This window comes from Geodermatophilus sp. SYSU D01176 (assembly GCF_054050015.1).
In genome coordinates this window covers 209,605-230,528 of record NZ_JBJGYN010000003.1, presented here as the reverse complement: position 1 = coordinate 230,528, position 20,924 = coordinate 209,605, and the positions used below count along the sequence as shown (strand labels likewise).

The window sequence follows — 20,924 nt, the reverse complement described above, 5'->3', positions numbered from 1 at the left end:
GTGGGGCCCCCGGCGCACCCCCCCCCCGCCCCCCCCCCCCCCCCCCCCCCCCCCCCCCCCCCCCCCCCCCCCCCCCCCCCCCCCCCCCCACCACTGTGCAGATCTCACCGGAGGGCACCGCACGCCCCGCCCCGGGTGTCCCGGGCGCGTCGGCACGGCCTAGGGTCAACCGCAGTCGTGCGCCGCCTCCCGTGCGCGCACGAGTCCCGCGCGCAGAGGAGCATGCGAGATGGCCGACGACTTCGTACCCGGCCTGGAGGGCGTCATCGCCTTCGAGACGGAGATCGCCGAACCCGACAAGGACGGCGGCTCCCTCCGGTACCGCGGCGTCGACATCGAGGACCTCGTCGGCAAGGTCACCTTCGGCAACGTCTGGGCGCTGCTGGTCGACGGGAAGTTCGGGCCGGGCCTGCCGCCGGCGGAGCCGTTCCCGATCCCGGTGCACAGCGGCGACGTGCGCGTCGACGTCCAGGCCGCCCTGGCCATGCTCGCGCCGTTCTGGGGCTACCGCCCGCTGCTCGACATCGACAGCGAGACCGCCCGCGAGCAGCTGGCCCGCGCCGCGGTCATGGCGCTGTCCTACGTGGCGCAGTCCGCCCGCGGCATCGGCGTCCCGGCGGTGCCGCAGTCGCGCATCGACGAGGCCGCCACCATCGTCGAGCGGTTCATGGTCCGCTGGCGCGGCGAGCCCGATCCCCGCCACGTCGCCGCCGTCGACGCCTACTGGACGTCGGCCGCCGAGCACGGCATGAACGCCTCCACCTTCACCGCCCGCGTCATCGCCTCCACCGGCGCCGACGTCGCCGCCTCGCTGTCCGGCGCCATCGGTGCCATGTCCGGCCCGCTGCACGGCGGTGCCCCGTCCCGGGTGCTGCACATGCTGGACGGCGTCGAGCAGACCGGGGACGCGGACAAGTACGTCAAGGACCTCCTCGACCGGCACGAGCGGCTCATGGGCTTCGGCCACCGGGTCTACCGCGCCGAGGACCCGCGCGCCCGGACGCTGCGCAAGGCCGCCAAGGAGCTCGGCGCCCCGCGCTTCGAGGCCGCGCTGGCGCTGGAGCAGGCCGCGCTCAGGGAGCTGCGCGAGCGGCGGCCCGACCGGCCGATCGAGACCAACGTGGAGTTCTGGGCGGCGATCGTCCTGGACTTCGCCGAGGTGCCCAGCCACATGTTCACCTCGATGTTCACCTGTGCCCGCACCGCGGGCTGGTGCGCGCACATCCTCGAGCAGAAGAACACCGGCCGCCTCGTGCGCCCGTCGGCCCGCTACATCGGCCCCGGCCCGCGCAAGCCGGAGGACGTCGAGGGCTTCGACACCATCAAGACCAAGGCCGTCAACGAGCCCGCGCCGGCCTGAAAGAGGACCTCCCTGCCCCCCGCCGTTCGCACGCTCACGGCGGGACCCTGCAGGGAGGCCGCCCGTCCTCCCCACCCCTCGCAGGCTCGGGGCGGGACCCGGGACGGGGCCGTCGGTGCACAGACCCCGCTCCCGCGACCTCGAGAGGCACTCCACCCCGGATGAGCATCACCATCCCCGCCGACCTCCTGCCCGCCGACGGCCGCTTCGGCTGCGGTCCGTCGAAGGTGCGCCCCGAGGCCCTCGCGGCCCTGGCCGGCAGCGGCGCCACCCTCATGGGGACGTCCCACCGGCAGGCGCCGGTCAAGGGCCTGGTCCGCCAGGTGCGGGAGGGGCTGACCGAGCTGTTCGACCTGCCCGACGGCTACGAGGTCGTCCTCGGCAACGGCGGGACGACGGCGTTCTGGGACGCCGCGATCATCGGGCTGATCCGCGAGCGCAGCGCCCACGGCAGCTACGGCGAGTTCTCCGCGAAGTTCGTGACCGGTGTGGCCGAGGCACCGTTCCTCCGGGACCCTGTCGTCGCCCAGTCCGCCCCCGGGTCGCTGGCCCTGCCCACCGCGACCCGCGGCGTCGACGTCTACGCGTGGGCGCACAACGAGACCTCCACCGGCGTCATGGCCCCGGTGCAGCGGCCGCACGGCACCGACGACGCGCTGGTGCTCATCGACGCCACCAGCGCCGCCGGCGGGCTGCCGGTCGACGTCTCGGAGACCGACGTCTACTACTTCGCCCCGCAGAAGAACTTCGGCGGGGACGGCGGGCTGTGGGTGGCCCTGATGTCCCGCGACGCCCTCGACCGCATCGCCGAGATCAAGGCCTCCGGCCGCTGGATCCCCGGCTTCCTCGACCTGTCGATCGCCGTCGACAACTCGGCCAAGGACCAGACCTACAACACCCCGGCCGTGGCCACGCTGTTCCTGCTGGCCGACCAGATCCGCTGGCTGCTCTCGATCGGCGGCCTGTCCGGGGCCGTCGCGCGCACCCAGGACTCGTCGAACCGGCTCTACGGGTGGGCCCGGCAGTCCCCGTACGCCACGCCGTTCGTGACCGATCCCGACCACCGCTCCTACGTGGTCGGGACCGTCGACTTCGACGAGTCGGTGGACGCCGCCGAGGTGGCCCGGGTGCTGCGCGCCAACGGCGTCGTCGACGTCGAGCCCTACCGCAAGCTCGGCCGCAACCAGCTGCGGGTCGGCATGTTCCCCGCCGTCGACCCGGACGACGTCAGCGCGCTCACCGCCTGCATCGACTTCGTCGTCGGCAAGCTCTGAGAGAGGGGCCCGCCCTCCCCCCTTCGCGGGCTCGGGGTGGGACCCTGGACGGGGCCGGCGGCGGGACCTCGCAGGGGGGCCGTCGCGCCACGCCGGGCGAGCCTGCCGACACGCTCCTGCGCGCGCGGATAGCCTCGGGTGCGGACTCCCCCGTCCCGGGGTCGGTCCGTCCGCCGTCCCGACCCCGAGCACCCACCCAGGAGGCCGCCCATGCGTCAGCTGCGGCTCGTGGCGCTCACCGAGGACGGCACGAGCCTGGTGCTCGCCCTCGACGGCGCCGAACCGGGCGAGGAGGGCGAGCGGTTCGCGCTGCCGATCGACGAGCGGGTCCGTGCCGCCGCGCGCGGTGACGCGCGCCGGCTGGGCCAGATCGACGTGGAGATCGGCGCGACGCTGCCGCCCCGGGTGATCCAGGCCCGCATCCGCGCCGGGGAGACCCCCGAGCAGGTCGCACAGGCCTCGGGCATCCGGGTCGAGCGGATCATGCGCTTCGCCCACCCGGTGCTGCAGGAGCGCGAGCGGGTGGCCGAGCAGGCCCGCGAGGCCCGGGTGCGGCTGTCGGAGGGCACGCCGTCGGTCCCGCTGCAGCAGTTCATGTCCGAGCGGCTGCGGCTGCTCGGCGCCGACCTCGACGCCGTCCGCTGGGACGCCCACCGCGCCGGCGACGGCGTCTGGCAGGTCACCGCCGCCTGGCAGGCGGGCGCCAAGTCCGGCGTCACCCGCTGGGCCTACGACATCCCGGCCCGCACGGTCGCCCCGGTCGACGCGGCCACCACCGACTTCGCCGAGGGCACCCGCCTGGTGCGCGTCGTCCCGCACGTACCGGCCGAGCGGCCGGTACCGGTGCGCAGCCGCCCGGTCGTCGTCGTCCCCGACGACGACGGCGTCGCCGCGCCCGCCTCCTCCCGGCTCGCCCGCGACGGGGACGACGACCCCGCCGAGGACGACGAGGCGCGGCCGGTGCTGCCGGTCGAGAACGCCCCCGCCGCCACGCGGCGCACCGATCCCGACGCGCCCGTCGACGGGGACGACATCAGCGAGCACGACACCGTCGTCCTCGGCCGGCCCGGCGGCGACGGGGACGACGACGAGGACCCGCGCGCCCGCATCCCGGCGTGGGAGGACATCGTCTTCGGGGTCCGCCGGCACCGCTGACCGGCGCGCGGTGTGACGCCGACCTCCTGAGCGGCAGGTGTCCGGCGGACCGCCCGGGGTAGCAGTCCGACATGTCAGCCTCGGTGTCCATGCCCCTCGGCGGCGTGCAGGTCGGTTCCTTCGACAGCTACGAGCAGGCCCAGGCCGCCGTCGACTTCCTCTCCGACCAGAAGTTCCCCGTGGAGAACGTCACGATCATCGGCTCGGACCTGCGCCAGGTGGAACGGGTCACCGGCCGGCTCACCTGGGGCCGGGTGCTCGCGGCCGGTGCGGCCGGCGGCGCCTGGTGGGGTCTGTTCGTCGGCCTGCTGCTCGGCATCTTCGCCGTCGACGGCTCCGCGTGGTTCGGTTCGATCCTGACCGGCCTGCTCATCGGCCTGCTGTTCGGCGCCCTGTTCGGCGCGATCGGGTACGCCGCCACCCGGGGACAGCGGGACTTCACCAGCACGAGTGCGGTGGTGGCCGGCCGGTACGACATCATGTGCAACCCCGCCCGCGCCGAGGAGGCCCGGGCGCACCTGGCCCGCTTCTCGCTGCGCGGGTAAGGACCACTCTTCCCCCCACGCCTCGCAAGCTCGGCGCGGGCCCCTGAAGAGTGGCCGGTCACCTGAGGGTGGCGAAGGCGACCGCGGCGGCCGCGGCGACGCCCAGGGAGTCGACGCCGGCCCGCATCGGGATGCGCGCCCGCACCCGTGCGGCCCGCTGCGCCTCCGGGGTCAGCCCCGGCCCCTCCGCGCCGAGCAGCACCGCGGTCCGCGGGTGCGCCCGCGGGTCCACCTCGGCCAGGTCGACCGCGTCGTCGGCGGGGGTCAGCGCGACGGTCAGGTAGCCGGCGTCGTGCACCCGGTCCAGCCCGCCGGGCCAGTCCCGTAGGACGGCGAAGGGCAGCGCCAGCACGTGCCCCATCGAGACCCGCACCGAGCGGCGGTAGAGCGGGTCGGCGCAGCGCGGGTCCAGCAGCAGCCCGTCGACGCCGAGCGCCACCGCCGAGCGGGCGATCGACCCCAGGTTCTCCGCGTCGTTGAGCGCCTCCAGCACGGCCAGCCGGCGGGGTGCGGCCGGATCCGGCCCGGCCAGGAGTTCGTCCAGGTCGGCCGGCGGGCGCCGCTCGGCGGAGGCCAGCACGCCCCGGGTGAGCCGGAAGCCGATCACCTCCGAGAGCACCCACTTGTCCGCCTCGTAGGCGGCCACCCCCTCGGGCAGGCCCAGCGCCGCCACCCGCCCGGGGACGCCGAGGACCGCGCGCACCCGGTAGGGCGAGGCCAGCAGCCGCTCCACCGCCGGGACCCCCTCGACGATCACCGGCCCGGTGCCGCGCTCGGTGCCCGGCCGCCGGTCCCCGGCCTTGAGGTCGCGGAAGTCGGCCACCCGCGGGTCGTCCGGGTCGGTGATCGTCACGAGGGGCTCGGGCACGGCCCCGATCCTGTCAACCGCGGCCAGCGGGCGGCCGCGCCGTCCGGCCCGCAGGATCGTCGGCGTGCCCTCCTCCCCCACGACCGTCGTCGGCGGCGGCATCGCCGGCACCGCCTGCGCCCGCGTCCTCGCCGAGGCCGGGGTGGCCGTCCGCGTGCTCGACCGGGGTCGCCGGCCCGGCGGGCGGATGGCCTCGCGCACGCTGCACGAGCGGACCGTCGACCTCGGCGCCTCCTACCTGACGGCCGAGGAGGGTTCCCCCTTCGCCGCCGTGGTCCGCGACTGGGTCGACCGCGGCCTGGCCCGCCCGTGGACCGACACCTTCGCCGTCGCCGGGCCCGAGGGGCTGCGCTCGACGACCACCGGCCCGGTCCGCTACGCCGCGCCCGGCGGGCTGCGCGCCCTGGTCGCCGACCTCGCCGCCGGGCTGGACGTGGCGAGCGGGCGCACGGTCGCGGCCATCGGCCCCGGCCCGCGGGTGGACGGCGAGGACGTGCCGGCCGCCGTCCTGGCCGTGCCCGACCCGCAGGCCCGCCGGCTGCTGGACGCGGCCACGGCCGGACGGCTGCTGGACGACCGGCCGTGGGAGCCGTCGCTGGCCGTCGTGCTCGGGTGGCCCGAGCGCCGCTGGCCGGCCGACCTGCACGGCGCCTTCGTCCACGACGACCCCGCGGTCACCTGGGTGGCCGACGACGGCGACCGGCGCGGGGACGGCGCCCCGGTGCTGGTGGCGCACACCACCGCGGAGCTGGCCGCCGCGCACCTGGCGGACCCGGACGCCGCCGCCGGCCCGGTCGCCGCCGCGGTCGGCCGGGCGCTGGGCGTCGCCGTCCCGCCGGCCTGGACGGCGGTGCACCGCTGGAGGTACGCGCGTCCGGCGCAGGCGCGGCCGGAGCCGTTCGGGCTCGTCGACGGGATCGGGGTCTGCGGCGACGGGTGGTCGGCCCCGTCCCGCGTGCAGGCCGCCTGGACCTCGGGCACCGCGCTGGGCCGCGCCCTGCTCACGGCCTGACGACCACCACCGCCGCCCGGCGCGCCGGGGACCGTTGACCGCGGGTGCAGAACTCATCTAGCGTTGAGTTCATCAGGCGTTGAGTTCTCCGTCCGGGAGGTCCCCATGGCCGACGCCGTCACCGTCTCCGCCCTCGTCGTCCACCGCGGGCACCGGGAAGTGCTCCGCGGCCTGTCGTTCGGCGTCCTCCCGGGCCAGGTCACCGGCCTGCTGGGCCCGAGCGGCAGCGGGAAGACCACGCTGATGCGCGCCCTCGTGGGGGTGCAGCGGGTGACCTCCGGCGACGTGACCGTGCTGGGTCTGCCCGCCGGCTCGCCAGGCCTGCGCAGCCGGGTCGGCTACGTCACCCAGACGCCCAGCGTCTACCCCGACCTCACGGTCCGGGAGAACGCCCGCTACTTCGCCGCCCTGTACGGCCGGAGTCCGGTGGCGGCCGACGCCGCGCTGGCCGACGTGGGCCTGGCCGATGCCGCCGGCCAGCTCGTCCGCGACCTCTCCGGCGGTCAGCAGGGCCGCGCCTCACTCGCCTGCGCGCTCGTCGGCGACCCCGAGCTGCTGGTCCTCGACGAGCCGACCGTGGGCCTGGACCCGGTCCTGCGGGTGGAGCTGTGGGACCGCTTCGCCGCCCTGGCGGCCGCCGGTGCCGCGCTGCTGGTCTCCAGCCACGTCATGGACGAGGCGGGCCGCTGCGACCGGCTGCTGCTGCTCCGCGAGGGCGAGCTGCTGGCCGACTCCACCCCCGCCCGGCTCCGGGCGGAGGCCGGCACCACCGACCTCGAGGAGGCCTTCCTCCGCCTGGTCCGCGCCCGCGAGGAGGTGGCGGCATGACCACCGCGGTCTCGCCGCGGCTCACCGCGGCCACCACGCAGCGGGTGCTCCGCCAGCTCCGTCACGACCACCGCACGGTCGGGATGCTGGTGCTGCTGCCCAGCCTGCTGCTGGGGCTGCTGTACCTGCTGTGGGCCGACCTGCCCGCGCCACCGGGGCAGCCGACCCTCTTCGACCGGGTGGGGCTGACGATGCTCGGGGTCTTCCCGTTCGTCGTCATGTTCCTGGTGACCAGCATCGCCATGCTGCGCGAGCGCACCTCCGGCACGCTGGAGCGGCTGCTCACCACCCCGCTGTCCCGGCTGGACCTGCTGCTCGGCTACGGCACCGCGTTCGGGACGGCCGCGGCCGTGCAGGCCCTGGTCACCGTCGCGGTGGCGACGACGCTCTACGACCTGGACCTGGCCGGACCGGTGTGGGCGGTGGTGCTCATCGCCGTCGTCGACGCGGTCCTGGGGGTCGCGCTGGGGCTGCTGGCCAGCGCCTTCGCGCGCAGCGAGTTCCAGGCGGTGCAGTTCATGCCGGTCGTCGTCCTCCCGCAGTTCTTCCTCTGCGGGCTGCTGGTGCCGCGCGAGCAGATGGCCGGGTGGCTGCAGGCGGTCAGCGACGTGCTGCCGCTGACCTACGCCGTGGAGGCGCTGCGTGAGGTCGGGCGCTCAACCAGCCCCACGGGGACGATGTGGGTGGACGTCGGCGTCGTGGCCGGCGCGGCCCTGCTCGCCCTCGCGCTGGCGGCGGCGACCCTGCGGAGGAGGACCGGCTGAGCCAGGCACGCCGGCGGCCGACCGGTCGCCGTCCCGGCAACCCCGACACCCGCGAGGCGGTGCTGGCCGCGGCCCGCACCGCCTTCGCCGAGCGCGGCTTCGACGGTGCCTCGATCCGCGGCATCGCCACCGCCGCCGGCGTCGACCCCGCGCTCGTGCACCACTACTTCGGCACCAAGGACGCCCTCTTCCTCGCCGCGGTACAGGCGCCGACGGACCCCGACGAGCTGCTGCCCGAGGTGCTGGCCGTCCCGCCGGCCGAGCGGGGCGCGGCCGTGATCGGCCTCGTGCTGCGGGTCTGGGACGGTCCGACCCGGCCGGCCATCCTGGCGCTCGTCCGCTCGGCGGTGAACCACGAGTGGTCGGCGAAGCTGCTGCGCGAGTTCGTCGTCACCAAGGTCGTCCGGCGGGTCGTCGGGTCGGTGGACATGCCGGTCGAGGAGCGCGAGGCCCGCGGTGCGCTGGTCGCCTCCCAGGTCATGGGCCTGGTGATGGCCCGCTACGTGCTCCGGCTGGAGCCGCTCGCCTCGGCCGCGCCGGAGACGGTGGTCGCGGCGATCGGCCCCACGGTGCAGCGCTACCTCACCGGGGACGTCGAGCTGCCCCGCCCCCGGTGACGCTCAGCGCGCCACCCGCGCCAGCTGCCGGGCCTGGGCGACCAGCCGGCCGGTGGCGTCCCAGATGCGGCACTCCTCGTCCGACCAGCCGCCGGCCACCTCGGTGGACCGCGACTCGACCAGGCACCAGCCCGGCGCGGGCAGCGCGCGGACCAGCACCTGCAGCTGCACGGTGGGGGCCCAGCCGGGGCGGCCGACGGCGAAGGCGGTGGGCGGCAGGGCGTCGGCGAACAGCAGCAGCGCCAAGGGGTCCGGGGCGCGGTCGTCGGCCAGCCGGATCCAGGCCCGCAGCACCCGTTGGTCCGACGGGCGCCCGACCGTCCAGCCCGCCGTCGCGGGGTCCAGCCGCGTGTCGATCTGCCGGGCGAGGCCGACGACGGGCCCGCCCGTGGTGTCCCGGGTGGCGACGCAGTCGTCGGGGCCGGGCAGCTGCGGCGCGGCGTTGACGGTGTACTCGGCCGGGTCGGTGCCGAGCGTCGCCGTCGTCACCTGGACGGCGAGCGACGGGCCGGCCGCACCGGTGAGCAGCACCGCGGAGTGCGCCAGCGTGCGCCCGCCCGCGCCCGGGCTGACGGTCAGGTGCGCCGGACCGCCGGGGGTGGCGCGCAGGTAGCTCGCCGACAGCGCGACCGGGTGCGGGTGCGGGCTGTCCAGGACGGCGGCCCGGGCCGCCACGGCCAGCAGGTAGCCGCCGTTGAGGACGCCGCCCCCGACGTCCCAGCCCGGGTCGAGGTCGGCGACCAGCCCGCCGCCCTCGGCACGGCGCACCGCCGTGGCGGCGTCGAAGGCGGACGGGGTCCCAGCGGTCTGCGGCACGCCCGGCAGCCTGCCAGGCTGGTCGTCCATGGAGTACACGCACCTGGGGCGCAGCGGCCTGTCGGTGTCCCGGCTGTGCCTGGGCACGATGAACTTCGGGTGGCGGACCGACGAGTTCGACGCCCACGCGATCCTGGACCGGGCGCTGGCCGAGGGCATCAACTTCGTCGACACCGCGAACGTCTACGGCTTCGACGCGGGCAAGGGGCGGACCGAGGAGGTCCTGGGCTCCTGGTTCGCCCGTGGCGGTGAGCGCCGGGAGAAGACGGTGCTGGCCACCAAGGTGTACGGCTCGATGAGCGACTGGCCGAACGACACCTTCCTCTCCGCCCGCAACCTGGTGCGCTCCTGCGAGGCCTCGCTGCGCCGGATGCAGACCGACTGGATCGACCTCTACCAGTTCCACCACGTCGACCTGTCCACGCCCTGGGACGAGATCTGGCAGGCCTGCGAGACGCTCGTCGCCCAGGGCAAGGTGCTCTACGTCGGCTCCTCCAACCACGCCGCCTGGCAGCTCGCCGCGGCGAACGAGGCGGCCGCCCGGCGGCAGTTCCCGGGCCTGGTCAGCGAGCAGTCGCACTACAACCTGCTCACCCGGCACGTGGAGCTGGAGGTGGTTCCGGCCGCCGAGTACTACGGGATCGGGGTCATCCCGTGGAGCCCGCTGGCGCAGGGCCTGCTCGCCGGCGTGCTCGGCGGCCAGGCCGGTGACCGCCGCCACCTGGAGCGCAACCGCGAGCGCATCGAGCGGCACCGGCCCGCGCTGCAGGCCTACGAGGACGCCTGCCGGGAGTGGGGGCACGCGCCGGCGGACGTCGGACTGGCCTGGCTGCTGCACCGGCCGGCGGTGACCGCCCCCATCGTCGGGCCGCGCACTATGGAGCAGTTCGAGGGCTCGCTGCGGGCGCTGGACGTGCGCCTCGACGAGGCCCAGCTGACCCGGCTCGACGAGATCTTCCCCGGTTACCGTGCGGCGCCCATGGAGTACGCGTGGTGATCCCAGCGGCCCGCTAACGACCCGAGTGTCACCGGGCCCTCACTCAACGCGACACGCCGCCCGCGGGCCCCCCAGGACTGGGGGACGGGGTCCCCCTCTGCCGCGTGTGCCCGGCCCCCCAGCCTCTCCCGGAGCCTCGGAACCCACGAGAGCGGCCGTGGGGGCGGGCTCTCCGACGCCGGGGGGCGGGTGCACGTGCACGGGTTCGGAGACGACGCGGCGGGGGTCTGCCCGTTCAGCGGGGCGGGCGCCGGGACGACGCGCAGCGGGGTGTCGCGACGCGCGGTGCTGGCCGGCCTGGCCGGGATCGCCGCGCTGCCGGTGATGAGCGGGACCGCGCACGCCGCACCGGCCCGCCGCCCGCCGACGGCTCCCCCGCCGACCGCGCCCCAGCCGCCGACCCGTCGTCCGCGGGCCGCCCGCGGCGCACACGCCGTCGGCAACCCCCGCGGCAGCGACATCGCGGTGCGCGCCGGCCGGGACACCGAGGCCCGCTTCGGGCTCATGTTCAAGAAGCTGCCGGCCTTCGCCCCGCCGGACGCGCTGCTCACCGCCCTGGCGGTCGCCATGAACGACGGCAAGGCGCCGCTGTCGGACGTCAAGGACTCCGACGTCGCCTTCGACAACCCGGGCATGCCGGCCGGCTACATCTACCTCGGCCAGTTCGTCGACCACGACATGACGCTGGACAAGACGCCGCTCAGCCTGCAGCAGCAGGACCCGCGGGCGATGACCAACTACGACACGCCCCGCTTCGACCTGGCCAGCGTGTACGGCAAGGGCCCGGCCGGCAGCCCGGAACTCTATGACCCCGCGCGGCCGGGCTACCTGCTCTGCAACGACCACGACGGCGTGCGCGACCTGCCCCGGGACGACGTCGGCGCGGCCTACCTCGGCGACCCCCGCAACGACGAGAACCTGATCGTGGCGCAGTTCCACGCGGTCTTCCTGCGCCTGCACAACAAGCTGCGCGACGAGGGGAAGACCTTCGTGCAGGCCCAGCAGCTGGTCCGCTGGCACTACCAGTGGCTGATCGTCAACGACTACCTGCCGCGGATCGTCGGCCGCGACGTCGTCGACCGGCTCGTCCGCCGCCGTCGCGGCGGGCCGATCGAGTTCCTCGGGAGGTTCTACAAGCCGCGCAACCCGCGCCGGCCGTACATGCCCGTCGAGTACTCCGGCGCGGCCTACCGCTTCGGGCACAGCATGATCCGGGCCGAGTACGAGGTGCACGACCAGAAGACCGTGCCGATCTTCGGCAACGAGGGGTACCAGGACCTGCGCGGCAACCGGCCGGTCCCGGAGGACCTGTGGATCGACTGGAACTACTTCTTCGAGATCCCCGGCATGAGCACGCCCGACGACCGCAACATGGCGCGCCTGATCGACACGCAGCTGTCGCTGCCGCTGTCGACGCTGCCGCCGACCGTCGTCGCCCCCACCGCCGGTGCGATCACGTCCCTCGCCGAGCGCAACCTGCTGCGCGGCAAGCGGCTGGGCCTGCCCGCCGGCCAGGACGTCGCCGTCGCGATGGGCCTTCCGCCGCTCACCAACCAGCAACTGGGGCTCACCGACCCGGGCTGGAAGGGCAAGGCGCCGCTCTGGTTCTACGTGCTCAAGGAGGCCGAGCTGCTCGGCGGGCACCGGCTGGGCCCGGTCGGCGGCACGATCGTCGCCGAGGTGATCCTCGGTCTGATGGCCTGCGACACCAGCTCCTACTTCACCGCCAACCCCGGCTTCGACCCCGGCGCCGGCTACTCCATGGGTCACTTCCTGCTCTGGGCCGACGCCATCGACCCGCGGGCCTTCGAGGTTCCCGAGGGCGAGGAGGACGAGGGTGAGGAGGACGAGGGTGAGGAGGACGAGGCCCCGGAGGGCGAGGAGGACGTCGAGGACGAGGCGCCGCACGAGGAGGAGCCCGAGCTCGAGGAGCCGGACGACGAGGAGCCCGAGCTGCTCGAGCCCGGCGAGGCGCCCGACCCGGCAGCGACCTCCCCGGTGCCCGGCCCGGTCGTCTGACAGCGGTTCTCGGGTTGGCTGACGGAGGTGGTCAACTGACGAGATCGCGTGATGTCGCACGCTTCCAGGCGTTCAGCCGTGCGCGATCACGTGATCTCGCTGCCGCGACAGCACCCGTCACCCCACCGGCACACCGCTGTGAGAGAACCGATCACCCTTCCCCCGCACGCGTCGCAGGCTCAGGCGGAGGGCCCGTGACGGGTGGCCGTCCTCAGCTGGCGGGCCAGGCCGCGACCCGGTCGTAGCGCGGCTCGGGACCGAGGTGGCTCTCCAGCAGCGCCACCTCGGTCACCGGCCACTCCGGCCCGCGGTAGCCGGCCAGCCGGTCAGGCAGGTCGCCGTCCCCGGGCCGGCCGGGCCGCCAGCGGCCGAGGGTGAGGTGTGCGCGGAAAGGCCGGTCCTCCACCGGCAACGCCAGCCCGCGGGCCACCGCGGCCAGCCGGCCGGCGAGGGCGCCCAGCGCGTCGCCGTCCCCCGCGACCCCGGCCCAGAACACCTGCGGACGACGGCGCGAGCCGAAGCGCCCGGCGCCGGCCAGCCGCAGGGTCAGCGGCGGGGTGGCCGCCACGGCGGGCCCGGCCGCGGGGACCAGCCGCTCGACCCGCTCGGCCGGCACCGCGCCGAGGAACAGCAGCGTCAGGTGCCAGCGCGTGGGCGGCGTCCACCGCGGTGCCCCCGGCGCTGCGCGCAGCGGCATCAGGGCGCGGTCGAGGTCGGCCAGCGCGTCGGCCGACGGCGTCACCGCGAAGAACAGCCGGCGCGGACGGGGCGCGGTCAGTCGGGCACCACCAGGCCGGCCTCGGTCAGCGCGGTCTGCAGCCGCAGCCGCTCGACGTCGCGGGGCCGCCCGGGCGGCACGGCGTCCAGCCGGTGCGGCACCTCCAGCAGCCGGGCCGCCTCGGTCAGGACGTCGTCGTAGGCCGCCTGCAGCCCCCGCCGGCGGGCCATCGGCGCCCCGGCGGGCACGGTGGATAGCTGGCGGCCCAGCCGGCGCAGGTCGGCAGCGACCTGCTCGAGCGGGCGGCCGACGGGCACCGGCTCCACCCGGTGCGGCAGGGGCAGGCGGGCCGAGCCGAACGCCAGCCGGGCCAGCCAGCCCATGAGGGCCACCGAGCCCACCACGCCGCCGACGATCGCCCCCAGGTGGATCAGCGAGCTGCCCATTGCCGCCTCCGCGGACGACTCGAGAGTGGTGGTCGTCACGGTACGACGGACCGGCGGCCTCAGGGCGGGCTCGGGGTACCCGGCGCCTCGGCCGACCCCGCCCCGGCGGCGACCCGCGGTCCCACGTGGAGCTGCAGCCGCGGCGGGACGACGCCCGCCTCCAGCCGCACCCGCCGCCCGCGCGCCAGCCACCCCGCCGCCCCGGCCCCCGCAGCCACCGCGAGCACCCCGCCGAGGACGAATCCCCAGGGCGCTCCCCACCGCTCGGCCACCCAGCCGATCAGCGGCGCCCCGACCGGCGTCCCGCCCATGAAGCAGGTGAAGTACAGCGCCATCACCCGGCCGCGCAGCTGCGGGTCCACGCCGAGCTGCACGAAGCTGTTGGTGGCCACGCTGAACACCAGGCCCGCGGCGCCGGTCGGCACGAGCAGCGCGGCGAACGACCAGTACGTGGGCATCAGCCCGCAGGCGATCGACGCCAGGCCGAAGACCACCGCCGCGCCCACGAGGAACCGCGGCCGCGGCCGGCGGGTCCGGCGCGTGGACAGGAGCGCGCCGGACAGCGACCCGACGGCGAAGCAGGTCGTGAGCAGGCCGAACGCCTCGGCACCCACGCCGAAGACCTCGCGGGCCATCAGCGCGATGGTCACCTGGGAGTTGAAGGTGAAGGTGCCCAGCACGAGGGCCAGGCCCATCGCCAGCCGGAGGTCCGGGCGCGACCACGCGTAGGCGAGCCCCTCACGGAGCTGGCCGCGGGCGCGGGCCACCGGGCGGCTGGGGTGCAGCTCGCCGGGCCGCATCGCCAGCAGGGCACCGATGGTGAACGCGAAGCTGGCCGTGTTGACGAGGAAGGTCGGCGCGGTGTCGCCGGAGGCCGCGCCGATGACGAGTCCGGCGGCGGCGGGACCGACCAGCCGGGCGCTGTTGAAGATCGTCGAGTTGAGGCTGACCGCGTTGGTCAGCAGGTCGGGGCCGACCATCTCCGGGACGAACGCCTGCCGGACCGGGGCGTCGATCGCGGAGACCGAGCCCAGCGCGGCGCCGAGCACGAACACGTGCCACAGGGCGATGCGTCGGAGGCCACGAGCACGCCGAGGAGGAGGGCGACGAGCCCCATGAGGGTCTGGGTGGCCAGGAGCACCCGGCGCTTGGGGTAGCGGTCGGCCAGGACGCCGCCGTACATGCCGAGCAGGAGCGTGGGGCCGAACTGCAGCGCCGTGACCAGGCCGAGGGCGACGCCGTCGTCACCGGAGAGCTGCAGGACCAGCCAGTCCTGGCCGATCCGCTGCATCCAGGTGCCGGTGAGGCTGACCAGGTTCGCCGAGGCGTAGACCCGGTAGTTGCGCACCCGCAGCGACCGGAACGTGCCGCCGTCCGTCGCCCGGCCGCTCACCCACTCGCCAGCTTCTCCATGATGACGGCCGCCTCGCGCAGCACCGCCCGCTCCTCGGCGCTCAGCTGCTGGAGCATGCCGGCGAGCCAGGCCTCACGGGCCTGGGCCTCCGCGCTGAGCAGCTGCTCCCCGGCCGGCGTGAGGTCGATGAGCACCTGCCGCCCGTCGGTCGGGTGCGGGCTGCGGGTGACCAGCCCCATCCCCTCGAGCGCGACGACGACCCGGGTCATCGACGGCGGCTGGACCCGCTCGTGGCCGGCCAGCTCACCCGGGCTCATCGCGCCGTGCCGCTTGAGCGTGGACAGCGCGGCCAGGTGGGTGAGCGTCACCGACTGGTCGACCCGCTGGTTGCGCAGCCGGCGGGAGAACCGCATGACGGCCAGCCGCAGGTCGTGGGCCAGCGCCGCGGTGTCCAGCGTCGTCCGGCTCACGGTTGCCCAGCCTAACGACCTCGGGCGGGACCGTCGTTCAGAACAGCTGCTGCAGCGGCTCGAGGGCGAAGTAGACGACGAACACCACGGCGATCACCCACATCAGCGGGTGCACCTCGCGGTGCCGGCCGACCGCCGAGCGCAGGAGCACGTAGCTGACCACGCCGGCGCCGATGCCGTTGGTGATCGAGTAGGTGAACGGCATGAGCGCGATCGCCAGGAACGCCGGGATGACCAGCGACATGTCGTCCCACTCGAGGTTCCGGATCTGGCTGATCATCAGCGCGCCGACGATGACGAGCGCGGGGGCCGCCGCCTCCGAGGGCACCACCAGCACCAGCGGGCTGAGGAACATGGTCACCAGGAACAGCACGCCGGTGACGACGCTGGCCAGCCCGGTGCGCGCGCCGTCGGCGACGCCGGAGGCGCTCTCGATGTAGGTCGTGTTCGACGAGACGCTGCCCGCGCCGCCCGCCGCGGCGGCGAGCGAGTCCACCAGCAGGACCGGCTGCGAGTTGGGCAGGTTGCGCTTCTCGTCGAGCAGCCCGCCCTCGGCGCCGACGGCGGTCACGGTGCCGACCGTGTCGAAGAAGTCGGCGATCATGATGGAGAAGACGATGAGCAGCGCGGCGATGACGCCGATCCGCTCGAACCCGCCGAACAGCGAGAAGTCGCCGATGATGGAGAGGTCCGGGGCGCTGACGACGTCCTCGGGCAGCGCCGGGACCTGCAGCGCCCAGCCGCGCGGGTTGACCTCCTCGCCGTTCTCGATCCGCGGGCCGATCCCGGCGAGGGCCTCGACGACGATGGCGAGCACCGTGGTGGCCACGATGCCGATGAGCAGACCACCCCGGACCCGCCGCACGACCAGGACGCTCATCAGCAGCAGGCCGAAGACGAACACCAGCATCGGCCAGCCGGCGAGCTGACCGCCGATGCCGAAGCTGATCAGGGGGTTGCCCGGCCGGATGATGGCGGCGTCGGCCAGCCCGATGATGGTCAGGAAGAAGCCGATGCCGACGGCGATCGCCGTCTTCAGCTGCGGCGGGATGGCCTCGAAGACCGCCCTCCGGAAGCCGGTCAGCACCAGCACCGTGATGAGCAGGCCCTCGAGGACCACCAGGCCCATGATCTCGGGCCAGGAGAGCTGGGTGGCCGCGAACACCGCGACGATCGCGTTGATGCCCAGGCCGGTGGCCAGCGCGAACGGGTAGCGGCCGACGACGCCCATGAGGATCGTCATGACCCCCGCGATCAGCGCGGTGACCGCTGCGATCGCCGGGAAGGGCAGCACCGTGCCGGTGACGTCCGCGCCCGGAGTGCCGTCCTGGCCCGGGATGCTGGTCAGGATGATCGGGTTCAGCAGCACGATGTAGGCCATCGTGAAGAAGGTCGTCAGACCGCCGCGCACCTCGCGGCCCGTCGTCGACCGGCGGGCGCTGATGCCGAAGTAGCGGTCGAGCCCGTTGCTGGGCCTGACCCGCGGGCCCTCGCTGCGCCGCGGGGGCTGGGCCCCGGCCGCGACGTCGGCCGGCGTGCCACCGTCCGTGGAGCTGCCCGAGGACGGGCGGGACTTCTCTGCCATGACGACTCTCCGGGCGCGCGGCCGGGACAGCGGCGGGGGGAGCGCGCCGGCTGTCCGGTGGGGACTGCGATGAGCGGCGACAGCGTGCCACACCTGCGTTCCGGCGACATGACACGCGTCGGGGCCAGCGCGTTCTAGGGTCGGGGCGTGTCGCGACCGGCCAAGCAGGCGCCTCCCCCGCTGCGTGTGGACACCGTGCGGGTGGTGCTGATCGGGGCCGTGCTGTGGGTGGTGGCGCTCGTCGTGCTGCTGCTGCTCGGCGACCGGGTCGACCGGGTGTGGACCTGGACGTGTGTCGCCGGCATCGCCCTGGCCGGCGTCGGGCTCGGCGTCATGCGCCTGCAGGGCCAGATCGGCCGCCACCGGGACTGAAGGCCCACCCGACACGCTCCTCCGCTGCTGCGGCGTTCCACACGCTCCTGCGGTCCTGCAGCACCGCACGGAGGACCGCACGACCCGAGGCTCAGCTCAGGCCGGGGACGGCGGTCAGCCGCGGATGTCGGTTCGAGGAGCGGGGGCCGGAGGCCTCCCCGACGAGGACCGGGACGCGCTCAGCTCACCAGGGGAACGGCACCTGGCTGCGGTTGTCGGCCGCTGGGCCGACAGTGTCAGAGCACGTCGAACGAGCCGGTGTCGTAGCGCGCCGAGCGCACCACCTCGGCCGCGTCGTCCGTCGCCAGCGTCGCCTGGCTGTGCGCGCCGCAGCCGTAGTCGACGGCGACCACGCGCCCGTCGGCCGGGGCGTAGACGTTCCCGCACGCACCGAAGCCGTGCCGCAGCGAGCCGGCCAGCGGCAGGAAGAAGCCGCAGGTGCCGCACGGGCCGGGGGCCTGCCGGGCCATCGCCGAGCGGGGGCCGAACTCCCCGGCGCTCCAGCGGGCGGCGGCCTCCTCCCGTCCCTCCCGGGACATGACCCGCTCCCGGCCGAGGCCGACCTCGGATGCGACGACGGACCCCTCGGGGTCGTCGGCGGAGTCGTCGTCGGAGGTGTAGCCGGGCACCAGCCGGGGGTCGTCCTCGGTGGAGGGCAGCACGTCGCCGACCGACAGGTCGCCGGGGCGCAGCCGCTCGTGCCACGGCACCCAGGCGGGGGCGAGCAGCGCCTGCTCGCCGGGCAGCAGCACGACCTCGTCGACGGTCACCTGCTCCTCGCCCGGCACGCGGGCGAGGGTGACCGCCCAGTACCAGCCGACGTAGCCGGGCAGCCGGCTGGCGAAGGAGTGGGTGACGACCTCGCCGAGGTCCCCACCCACCGGCACGGCGGACGGCGTCTCGGGGGTGGCGCCGAGGTGCTCGCCGACCAGGTCGGGGGACCCGGCGGTCTCGACCGCGGCGTCCCGCGCCAGCTCGACCGCGGTGCTGGGCACGTCGCTCCCCGCGGCCGCGGGGTCGGAGAACTCGGCCACGGCGCCATTCTCCCTGACGAGGGTGGGCGCCGGGTGGTGCGGGGGCGCCGGCCGTGTCCTCCCAGGTCGGTGCGGCACCATGGGCTGCGTGTCGTCGTCCCGTCCGCCCGGCGCCCGGCGCCGAGCCCTGCGCCGGCGCCCATCGCCGCCGGGGACTCCCGGGACGCAGACCACGCCCCTGGAGGTGCAGCGGCCGGCCACCCGCCCGCTGCCGGCGGCGGGGGACGGCGCGGACACCCTCCCGCCGACCGCCGCGCTGCCGCCGCCACCCCCGCCGCCGCGGAAGCTGACGGTCACCCGGGTGGCCGCCGCGCGGACCCGTGAGCTGACCGGTGCCGCCGTCCGCCGGGTGCAGACGGCGAGCCGGGCGGACGGCGCCGGCTCCAGCGGCCTGGCCCAGCTGCTGTGGGTGAACGCCCTGCACATGGCCGGCGACGCGATGGTCGCCGTCTCGCTGGCCGGCACGCTGTTCTTCGCCGCGACCGCCGACGCGCAGCGCAGCAACGTCGCGCTGTACCTGCTGATGACGATGGCCCCGTTCGCGGTCGTCGCCCCGGTGATCGGGCCGCTGCTCGACCGGCTGCAGCGTGGCCGCCGCTGGGCCATGGCCACGAGCCAGCTGGGGCGGGCCGCGCTGGCGCTGGTCATGGCCGCGCACTTCGACGACCTCTGGCTCTACCCGGCGGCGCTCGGCGTGCTGGTGCTGTCCAAGGCGCACAACGTGCTGCGCGCCGCGGTGGTCCCCCGGGTGCTGCCCGGCGCGATGTCGCTGACCTCGGCCAACGCCCGGACGTCGGTGTTCGGCCTGCTCACCGCGGCCGTCTTCGGCGGGATCGGGGCCGGGCTGGCGTGGGCGCTCGGCTTCCCGTGGCTGCTGTGGGCGACCGCCGCGGTCTTCGCCTGCGGCGCGGTGCTCGCGGTGCGGCTGCCCCGCCACGTCGACGTCCCCACCGGAGAGCTGCCCGCCGACGTCCTCTCCACCGCACCGCAGCCCGTGACTGCCGGGCGGCGCCGACGCCCGGTCAGCCCCCGGGTGGTCGTCGCGCTGCGGGCCAACGCCGCGCTCCGCGGCCTGGGCGGCTTCCTCACGATCTTCTCCGCGTTCCTCGTGCAGGCCACGGTGGCGGGCGGCTGGCAGGGCACCGTGGCGCTCGGCGCGGTCGCCGCGGCGGCCGGCGTGGGCAGCGTGCTGGGCACCGCGGTCGGCTCCCGGCTGCACCGGGCCGACCCCGACCGGCTGGTGCTCTGGTCGGCGGGGTGCGCGGCCGCGATCAGCGTCGTCGCGGCGGTCCTCTACAGCTTCCCGATGGCCGCCCTCGTCGCCGGCGTGGCCGCCGTCGCCAACGCCCTGGGCAAGGTCGCCCTCGACGCGATCATCCAGCGTGAGGTGCCCGAGCGCCTGCGGGCCTCGGCGTTCGCCCGGTCGGAGACCGTGTTGCAGCTGTCCTGGGTCGTCGGCGGCGCGCTCGGCATCGCCCTGCCGCCGACCGGCTGGCTGGGCTTCACCGTCGCCGCCGCCCTGCTCGTGCTCGCCGTCGGGCTGGTGCTCTGGCGTCCGCGCCGCCGGGGCGCCGCGCCCACCGAGCCGCTGCCGGCCGCGGACGCGCTGACCGACCCGCTGGGCCGGCTCTCGTGAGGCGGGTCGCGATCCCGGCCGTCGTCCTGCTGCTGGCCGGCTGCGGCTCCGGGCCGTCCGGGCCGCAGGACGTCGTCGTGGAGGCCGGGCCGCAGGAGGTGCAGGTCCCGCCCAGCCAGTCCTGCGTGGACGGCGAGCGGCAGCAGTTCCCTCCTGCCTCGCCGATCGTCGAGGTCTCCCCCGGCACCACCATCCGGCTCACCGTGCCCGACTCGGTGGCCGAGAACGGCTGGGACGTGCAGGTCTACGACGAGCAGATCCAGGAACGGCTCGGCATCGTGGACGTCGAGACCGGCGCGGCCGTGTTCGAGGTCAACAGCTCCGACGTCGTCCCGCCGGCGTTCTACCTCGTCGTCGTCGAGGACGCCGTCGAGGAGTGCGAGGGCTTCAGCGGGGCGTGGCCGGTCGGGTTCGTCCGCGCCGGTGGCGACCTGGGCGGGACGCCGACCAGCAGCGCCCCGCCCCAGGGCTGACCCGGCCACCCTCCACGGTCCCTCCGCCTGAGCCTGCGAGGCGTGGGGGGGTGGTCCTCTGTCAGTGCTCCAGGTCGGTGGCGACCGCGCGCAGCACCGAGGCGACCTTGCGGGCCACCGGCCGGTCGGGGTGCCGGCCGCGGCGCAGCCCGTTGGAGACGTCATCGAGCAGCTTGATCAGGTCCTCGATGATCGGGACCAGCTCGTCGGGCTTCTTGCGGGTCCGCTCGGCGTGTGCCGCCGTCACCGAGGGCAGCGGGTCGAGCACCCGCACCTGCAGCGCCTGGTCGCCGCGGCGGCCGGCGACGATGCCGAACTCCACCCGCTGACCGGGCTTGAGCTCGCTGGTGCCGGCCGGGAGGGCGTCCTTGTGCACGAAGACGTCCGGGCCGTCCTCACGGGAAAGGAAGCCGAACCCCTTCTCCGGGTTGAACCACTTGACTCTGCCGGTGGGCACGTTGATCCCTCAGTCGTCGGTCGCGGGCGGCCCGGCACCAGGCCGGGAGGACGGATGCGGCACAGGTCGCCGCGGTGCTCAGGTTAGTCGCCACACCCCGCCGGCCCACCCGGATTGCCCCGGC

General features: G+C 75.4%; 23 protein-coding genes. 13 read left to right on the top strand and 10 right to left on the bottom strand.

All coding sequences use genetic code 11. The annotated features are described in order from the left end of the window. Positions 1-229 precede the first annotated feature (229 nt). From ACI78Z_RS03930 to ACI78Z_RS03915, 4 genes are all read left to right on the top strand, one after another. Complete coding sequence (locus tag ACI78Z_RS03930; protein WP_457035210.1) at positions 230-1,360, top strand: citrate synthase 2; 1,131 nt, start codon at positions 230-232, stop codon at positions 1,358-1,360. A 161-nt stretch (positions 1,361-1,521) separates the two neighbouring features. Continuing rightward, on the top strand, positions 1,522-2,634 hold the full coding sequence (gene serC / locus ACI78Z_RS03925; protein WP_457035209.1) for a phosphoserine transaminase: 1,113 nt from the start codon (positions 1,522-1,524) through the stop codon (positions 2,632-2,634). 210 nt (positions 2,635-2,844) lie between these two features. Further along, on the top strand, positions 2,845-3,789 hold the full coding sequence (gene sepH / locus ACI78Z_RS03920; protein ID WP_457035208.1) for a septation protein SepH: 945 nt from the start codon (positions 2,845-2,847) through the stop codon (positions 3,787-3,789). A gap of 71 nt (positions 3,790-3,860) precedes the next feature. Further along, the gene (locus ACI78Z_RS03915; protein WP_457035207.1) at positions 3,861-4,334 is read left to right on the top strand and encodes a general stress protein; all 474 of its coding nucleotides are present in this window, start codon (positions 3,861-3,863) and stop codon (positions 4,332-4,334) included. A gap of 58 nt (positions 4,335-4,392) precedes the next feature. Here the strand turns inward: ACI78Z_RS03915 and ACI78Z_RS03910 are convergent, their stop codons facing one another. Beyond that, positions 4,393-5,202 (bottom strand): TrmH family RNA methyltransferase, encoded by an 810-nt coding sequence (locus tag ACI78Z_RS03910; protein ID WP_457035206.1) that lies wholly within the window; start codon positions 5,200-5,202, stop codon positions 4,393-4,395. A 64-nt stretch (positions 5,203-5,266) separates the two neighbouring features. Here ACI78Z_RS03910 and ACI78Z_RS03905 point away from each other — a divergent pair, with 64 nt between their 5' ends. The 4 genes from ACI78Z_RS03905 (at position 5,267) to ACI78Z_RS03890 (ending at position 8,423) form a co-directional block, all read left to right on the top strand. Beyond that, on the top strand, positions 5,267-6,214 hold the full coding sequence (locus ACI78Z_RS03905) for an NAD(P)/FAD-dependent oxidoreductase (RefSeq protein WP_457035205.1): 948 nt from the start codon (positions 5,267-5,269) through the stop codon (positions 6,212-6,214). A 105-nt stretch (positions 6,215-6,319) separates the two neighbouring features. Continuing rightward, a complete protein-coding gene (locus tag ACI78Z_RS03900; RefSeq protein ID WP_457035204.1) occupies positions 6,320-7,042 on the top strand; it encodes an ABC transporter ATP-binding protein in 723 nt (240 codons plus the stop codon). After that, positions 7,039-7,806, top strand: a complete 768-nt coding sequence (locus ACI78Z_RS03895) for an ABC transporter permease (protein ID WP_457035203.1) — start codon at positions 7,039-7,041, stop codon at positions 7,804-7,806. Before ACI78Z_RS03900 ends, ACI78Z_RS03895 begins: the two co-directional genes overlap by 4 nt. Positions 7,807-7,865: 59 nt before the next feature. Continuing rightward, positions 7,866-8,423, top strand: a complete 558-nt coding sequence (locus ACI78Z_RS03890; protein WP_457035202.1) for a TetR/AcrR family transcriptional regulator — start codon at positions 7,866-7,868, stop codon at positions 8,421-8,423. Positions 8,424-8,426: 3 nt separating this feature from the next. Here ACI78Z_RS03890 and ACI78Z_RS03885 read toward each other — a convergent pair whose 3' ends face one another. Further along, on the bottom strand, positions 8,427-9,239 hold the full coding sequence (locus ACI78Z_RS03885) for a thioesterase family protein (protein ID WP_457035201.1): 813 nt from the start codon (positions 9,237-9,239) through the stop codon (positions 8,427-8,429). A 28-nt stretch (positions 9,240-9,267) separates the two neighbouring features. On the opposite strand from ACI78Z_RS03885, the gene ACI78Z_RS03880 reads away from it, so the two are divergent. Both ACI78Z_RS03880 and ACI78Z_RS03875 read left to right on the top strand, forming a co-directional pair. Next, complete coding sequence (locus tag ACI78Z_RS03880; RefSeq protein ID WP_457035200.1) at positions 9,268-10,236, top strand: aldo/keto reductase; 969 nt, start codon at positions 9,268-9,270, stop codon at positions 10,234-10,236. 195 nt (positions 10,237-10,431) lie between these two features. Next, positions 10,432-12,255 carry a peroxidase family protein gene (locus ACI78Z_RS03875; protein ID WP_457035199.1) on the top strand — a complete coding sequence of 608 codons (1,824 nt, stop codon included), beginning with the start codon at positions 10,432-10,434 and terminating at the stop codon, positions 12,253-12,255. A 211-nt stretch (positions 12,256-12,466) separates the two neighbouring features. Here the strand turns inward: ACI78Z_RS03875 and thpR are convergent, their stop codons facing one another. From thpR to ACI78Z_RS03845, 6 genes are read right to left on the bottom strand one after another with little or no spacing between them, the layout of a single operon-like run. After that, positions 12,467-13,009 (bottom strand): RNA 2',3'-cyclic phosphodiesterase, encoded by a 543-nt coding sequence (thpR, locus tag ACI78Z_RS03870; protein ID WP_457035212.1) that lies wholly within the window; start codon positions 13,007-13,009, stop codon positions 12,467-12,469. Between the two features lie 20 nt (positions 13,010-13,029). Continuing rightward, positions 13,030-13,458: a hypothetical protein gene (locus ACI78Z_RS03865; protein WP_457035198.1), complete on the bottom strand. Its 429-nt coding sequence runs from the start codon at positions 13,456-13,458 to the stop codon at positions 13,030-13,032. 20 nt (positions 13,459-13,478) lie between these two features. Further along, positions 13,479-14,474, bottom strand: a complete 996-nt coding sequence (locus ACI78Z_RS03860; protein ID WP_457035197.1) for an MFS transporter — start codon at positions 14,472-14,474, stop codon at positions 13,479-13,481. After that, on the bottom strand, positions 14,378-14,812 hold the full coding sequence (locus ACI78Z_RS03855) for an MFS transporter (RefSeq protein ID WP_457035196.1): 435 nt from the start codon (positions 14,810-14,812) through the stop codon (positions 14,378-14,380). Before ACI78Z_RS03855 ends, ACI78Z_RS03860 begins: the two co-directional genes overlap by 97 nt. Then, on the bottom strand, positions 14,809-15,243 hold the full coding sequence (locus ACI78Z_RS03850) for a MarR family winged helix-turn-helix transcriptional regulator (RefSeq protein ID WP_457035195.1): 435 nt from the start codon (positions 15,241-15,243) through the stop codon (positions 14,809-14,811). Before ACI78Z_RS03850 ends, ACI78Z_RS03855 begins: the two co-directional genes overlap by 4 nt. A 37-nt stretch (positions 15,244-15,280) precedes the next feature. Continuing rightward, positions 15,281-16,828, bottom strand: a complete 1,548-nt coding sequence (locus ACI78Z_RS03845; RefSeq protein ID WP_457035194.1) for an NCS2 family permease — start codon at positions 16,826-16,828, stop codon at positions 15,281-15,283. 147 nt (positions 16,829-16,975) lie between these two features. Here ACI78Z_RS03845 and ACI78Z_RS03840 point away from each other — a divergent pair, with 147 nt between their 5' ends. Beyond that, on the top strand, positions 16,976-17,200 hold the full coding sequence (locus ACI78Z_RS03840; protein ID WP_457035193.1) for a DUF2530 domain-containing protein: 225 nt from the start codon (positions 16,976-16,978) through the stop codon (positions 17,198-17,200). Positions 17,201-17,436: 236 nt separating this feature from the next. Here the strand turns inward: ACI78Z_RS03840 and ACI78Z_RS03835 are convergent, their stop codons facing one another. Beyond that, the gene (locus ACI78Z_RS03835) at positions 17,437-18,234 is read right to left on the bottom strand and encodes a DUF3027 domain-containing protein (protein ID WP_457035192.1); all 798 of its coding nucleotides are present in this window, start codon (positions 18,232-18,234) and stop codon (positions 17,437-17,439) included. 88 nt (positions 18,235-18,322) lie between these two features. Here ACI78Z_RS03835 and ACI78Z_RS03830 point away from each other — a divergent pair, with 88 nt between their 5' ends. Continuing rightward, positions 18,323-19,870 carry an MFS transporter gene (locus ACI78Z_RS03830; RefSeq protein ID WP_457035191.1) on the top strand — a complete coding sequence of 516 codons (1,548 nt, stop codon included), beginning with the start codon at positions 18,323-18,325 and terminating at the stop codon, positions 19,868-19,870. Next, positions 19,867-20,343 (top strand): DUF2771 family protein, encoded by a 477-nt coding sequence (locus tag ACI78Z_RS03825; RefSeq protein ID WP_457035190.1) that lies wholly within the window; start codon positions 19,867-19,869, stop codon positions 20,341-20,343. The genes ACI78Z_RS03830 and ACI78Z_RS03825 overlap by 4 nt, the downstream gene beginning before the upstream one ends. Before the next feature lie 61 nt (positions 20,344-20,404). Here ACI78Z_RS03825 and ACI78Z_RS03820 read toward each other — a convergent pair whose 3' ends face one another. After that, entirely contained in the window at positions 20,405-20,800 is a 396-nt protein-coding gene (locus tag ACI78Z_RS03820) for a cold-shock protein (protein ID WP_457035189.1), read from the bottom strand. Positions 20,801-20,924: the final 124 nt, after the last annotated feature.

Coding starts and splice junctions, on each gene's coding strand:
- ACI78Z_RS03895 (WP_457035203.1), top strand. CDS start 7,039: ATGACCACCGCGGTCTCGCCGCGGCTCACCGCGGCCACCACGCAGCGG.
- ACI78Z_RS03880 (WP_457035200.1), top strand. CDS start 9,268: ATGGAGTACACGCACCTGGGGCGCAGCGGCCTGTCGGTGTCCCGGCTG.
- sepH (WP_457035208.1), top strand. CDS start 2,845: ATGCGTCAGCTGCGGCTCGTGGCGCTCACCGAGGACGGCACGAGCCTG.
- ACI78Z_RS03930 (WP_457035210.1), top strand. CDS start 230: ATGGCCGACGACTTCGTACCCGGCCTGGAGGGCGTCATCGCCTTCGAG.
- ACI78Z_RS03845 (WP_457035194.1), bottom strand. CDS start 16,828: ATGGCAGAGAAGTCCCGCCCGTCCTCGGGCAGCTCCACGGACGGTGGC.
- ACI78Z_RS03915 (WP_457035207.1), top strand. CDS start 3,861: ATGTCAGCCTCGGTGTCCATGCCCCTCGGCGGCGTGCAGGTCGGTTCC.
- ACI78Z_RS03900 (WP_457035204.1), top strand. CDS start 6,320: ATGGCCGACGCCGTCACCGTCTCCGCCCTCGTCGTCCACCGCGGGCAC.
- serC (WP_457035209.1), top strand. CDS start 1,522: ATGAGCATCACCATCCCCGCCGACCTCCTGCCCGCCGACGGCCGCTTC.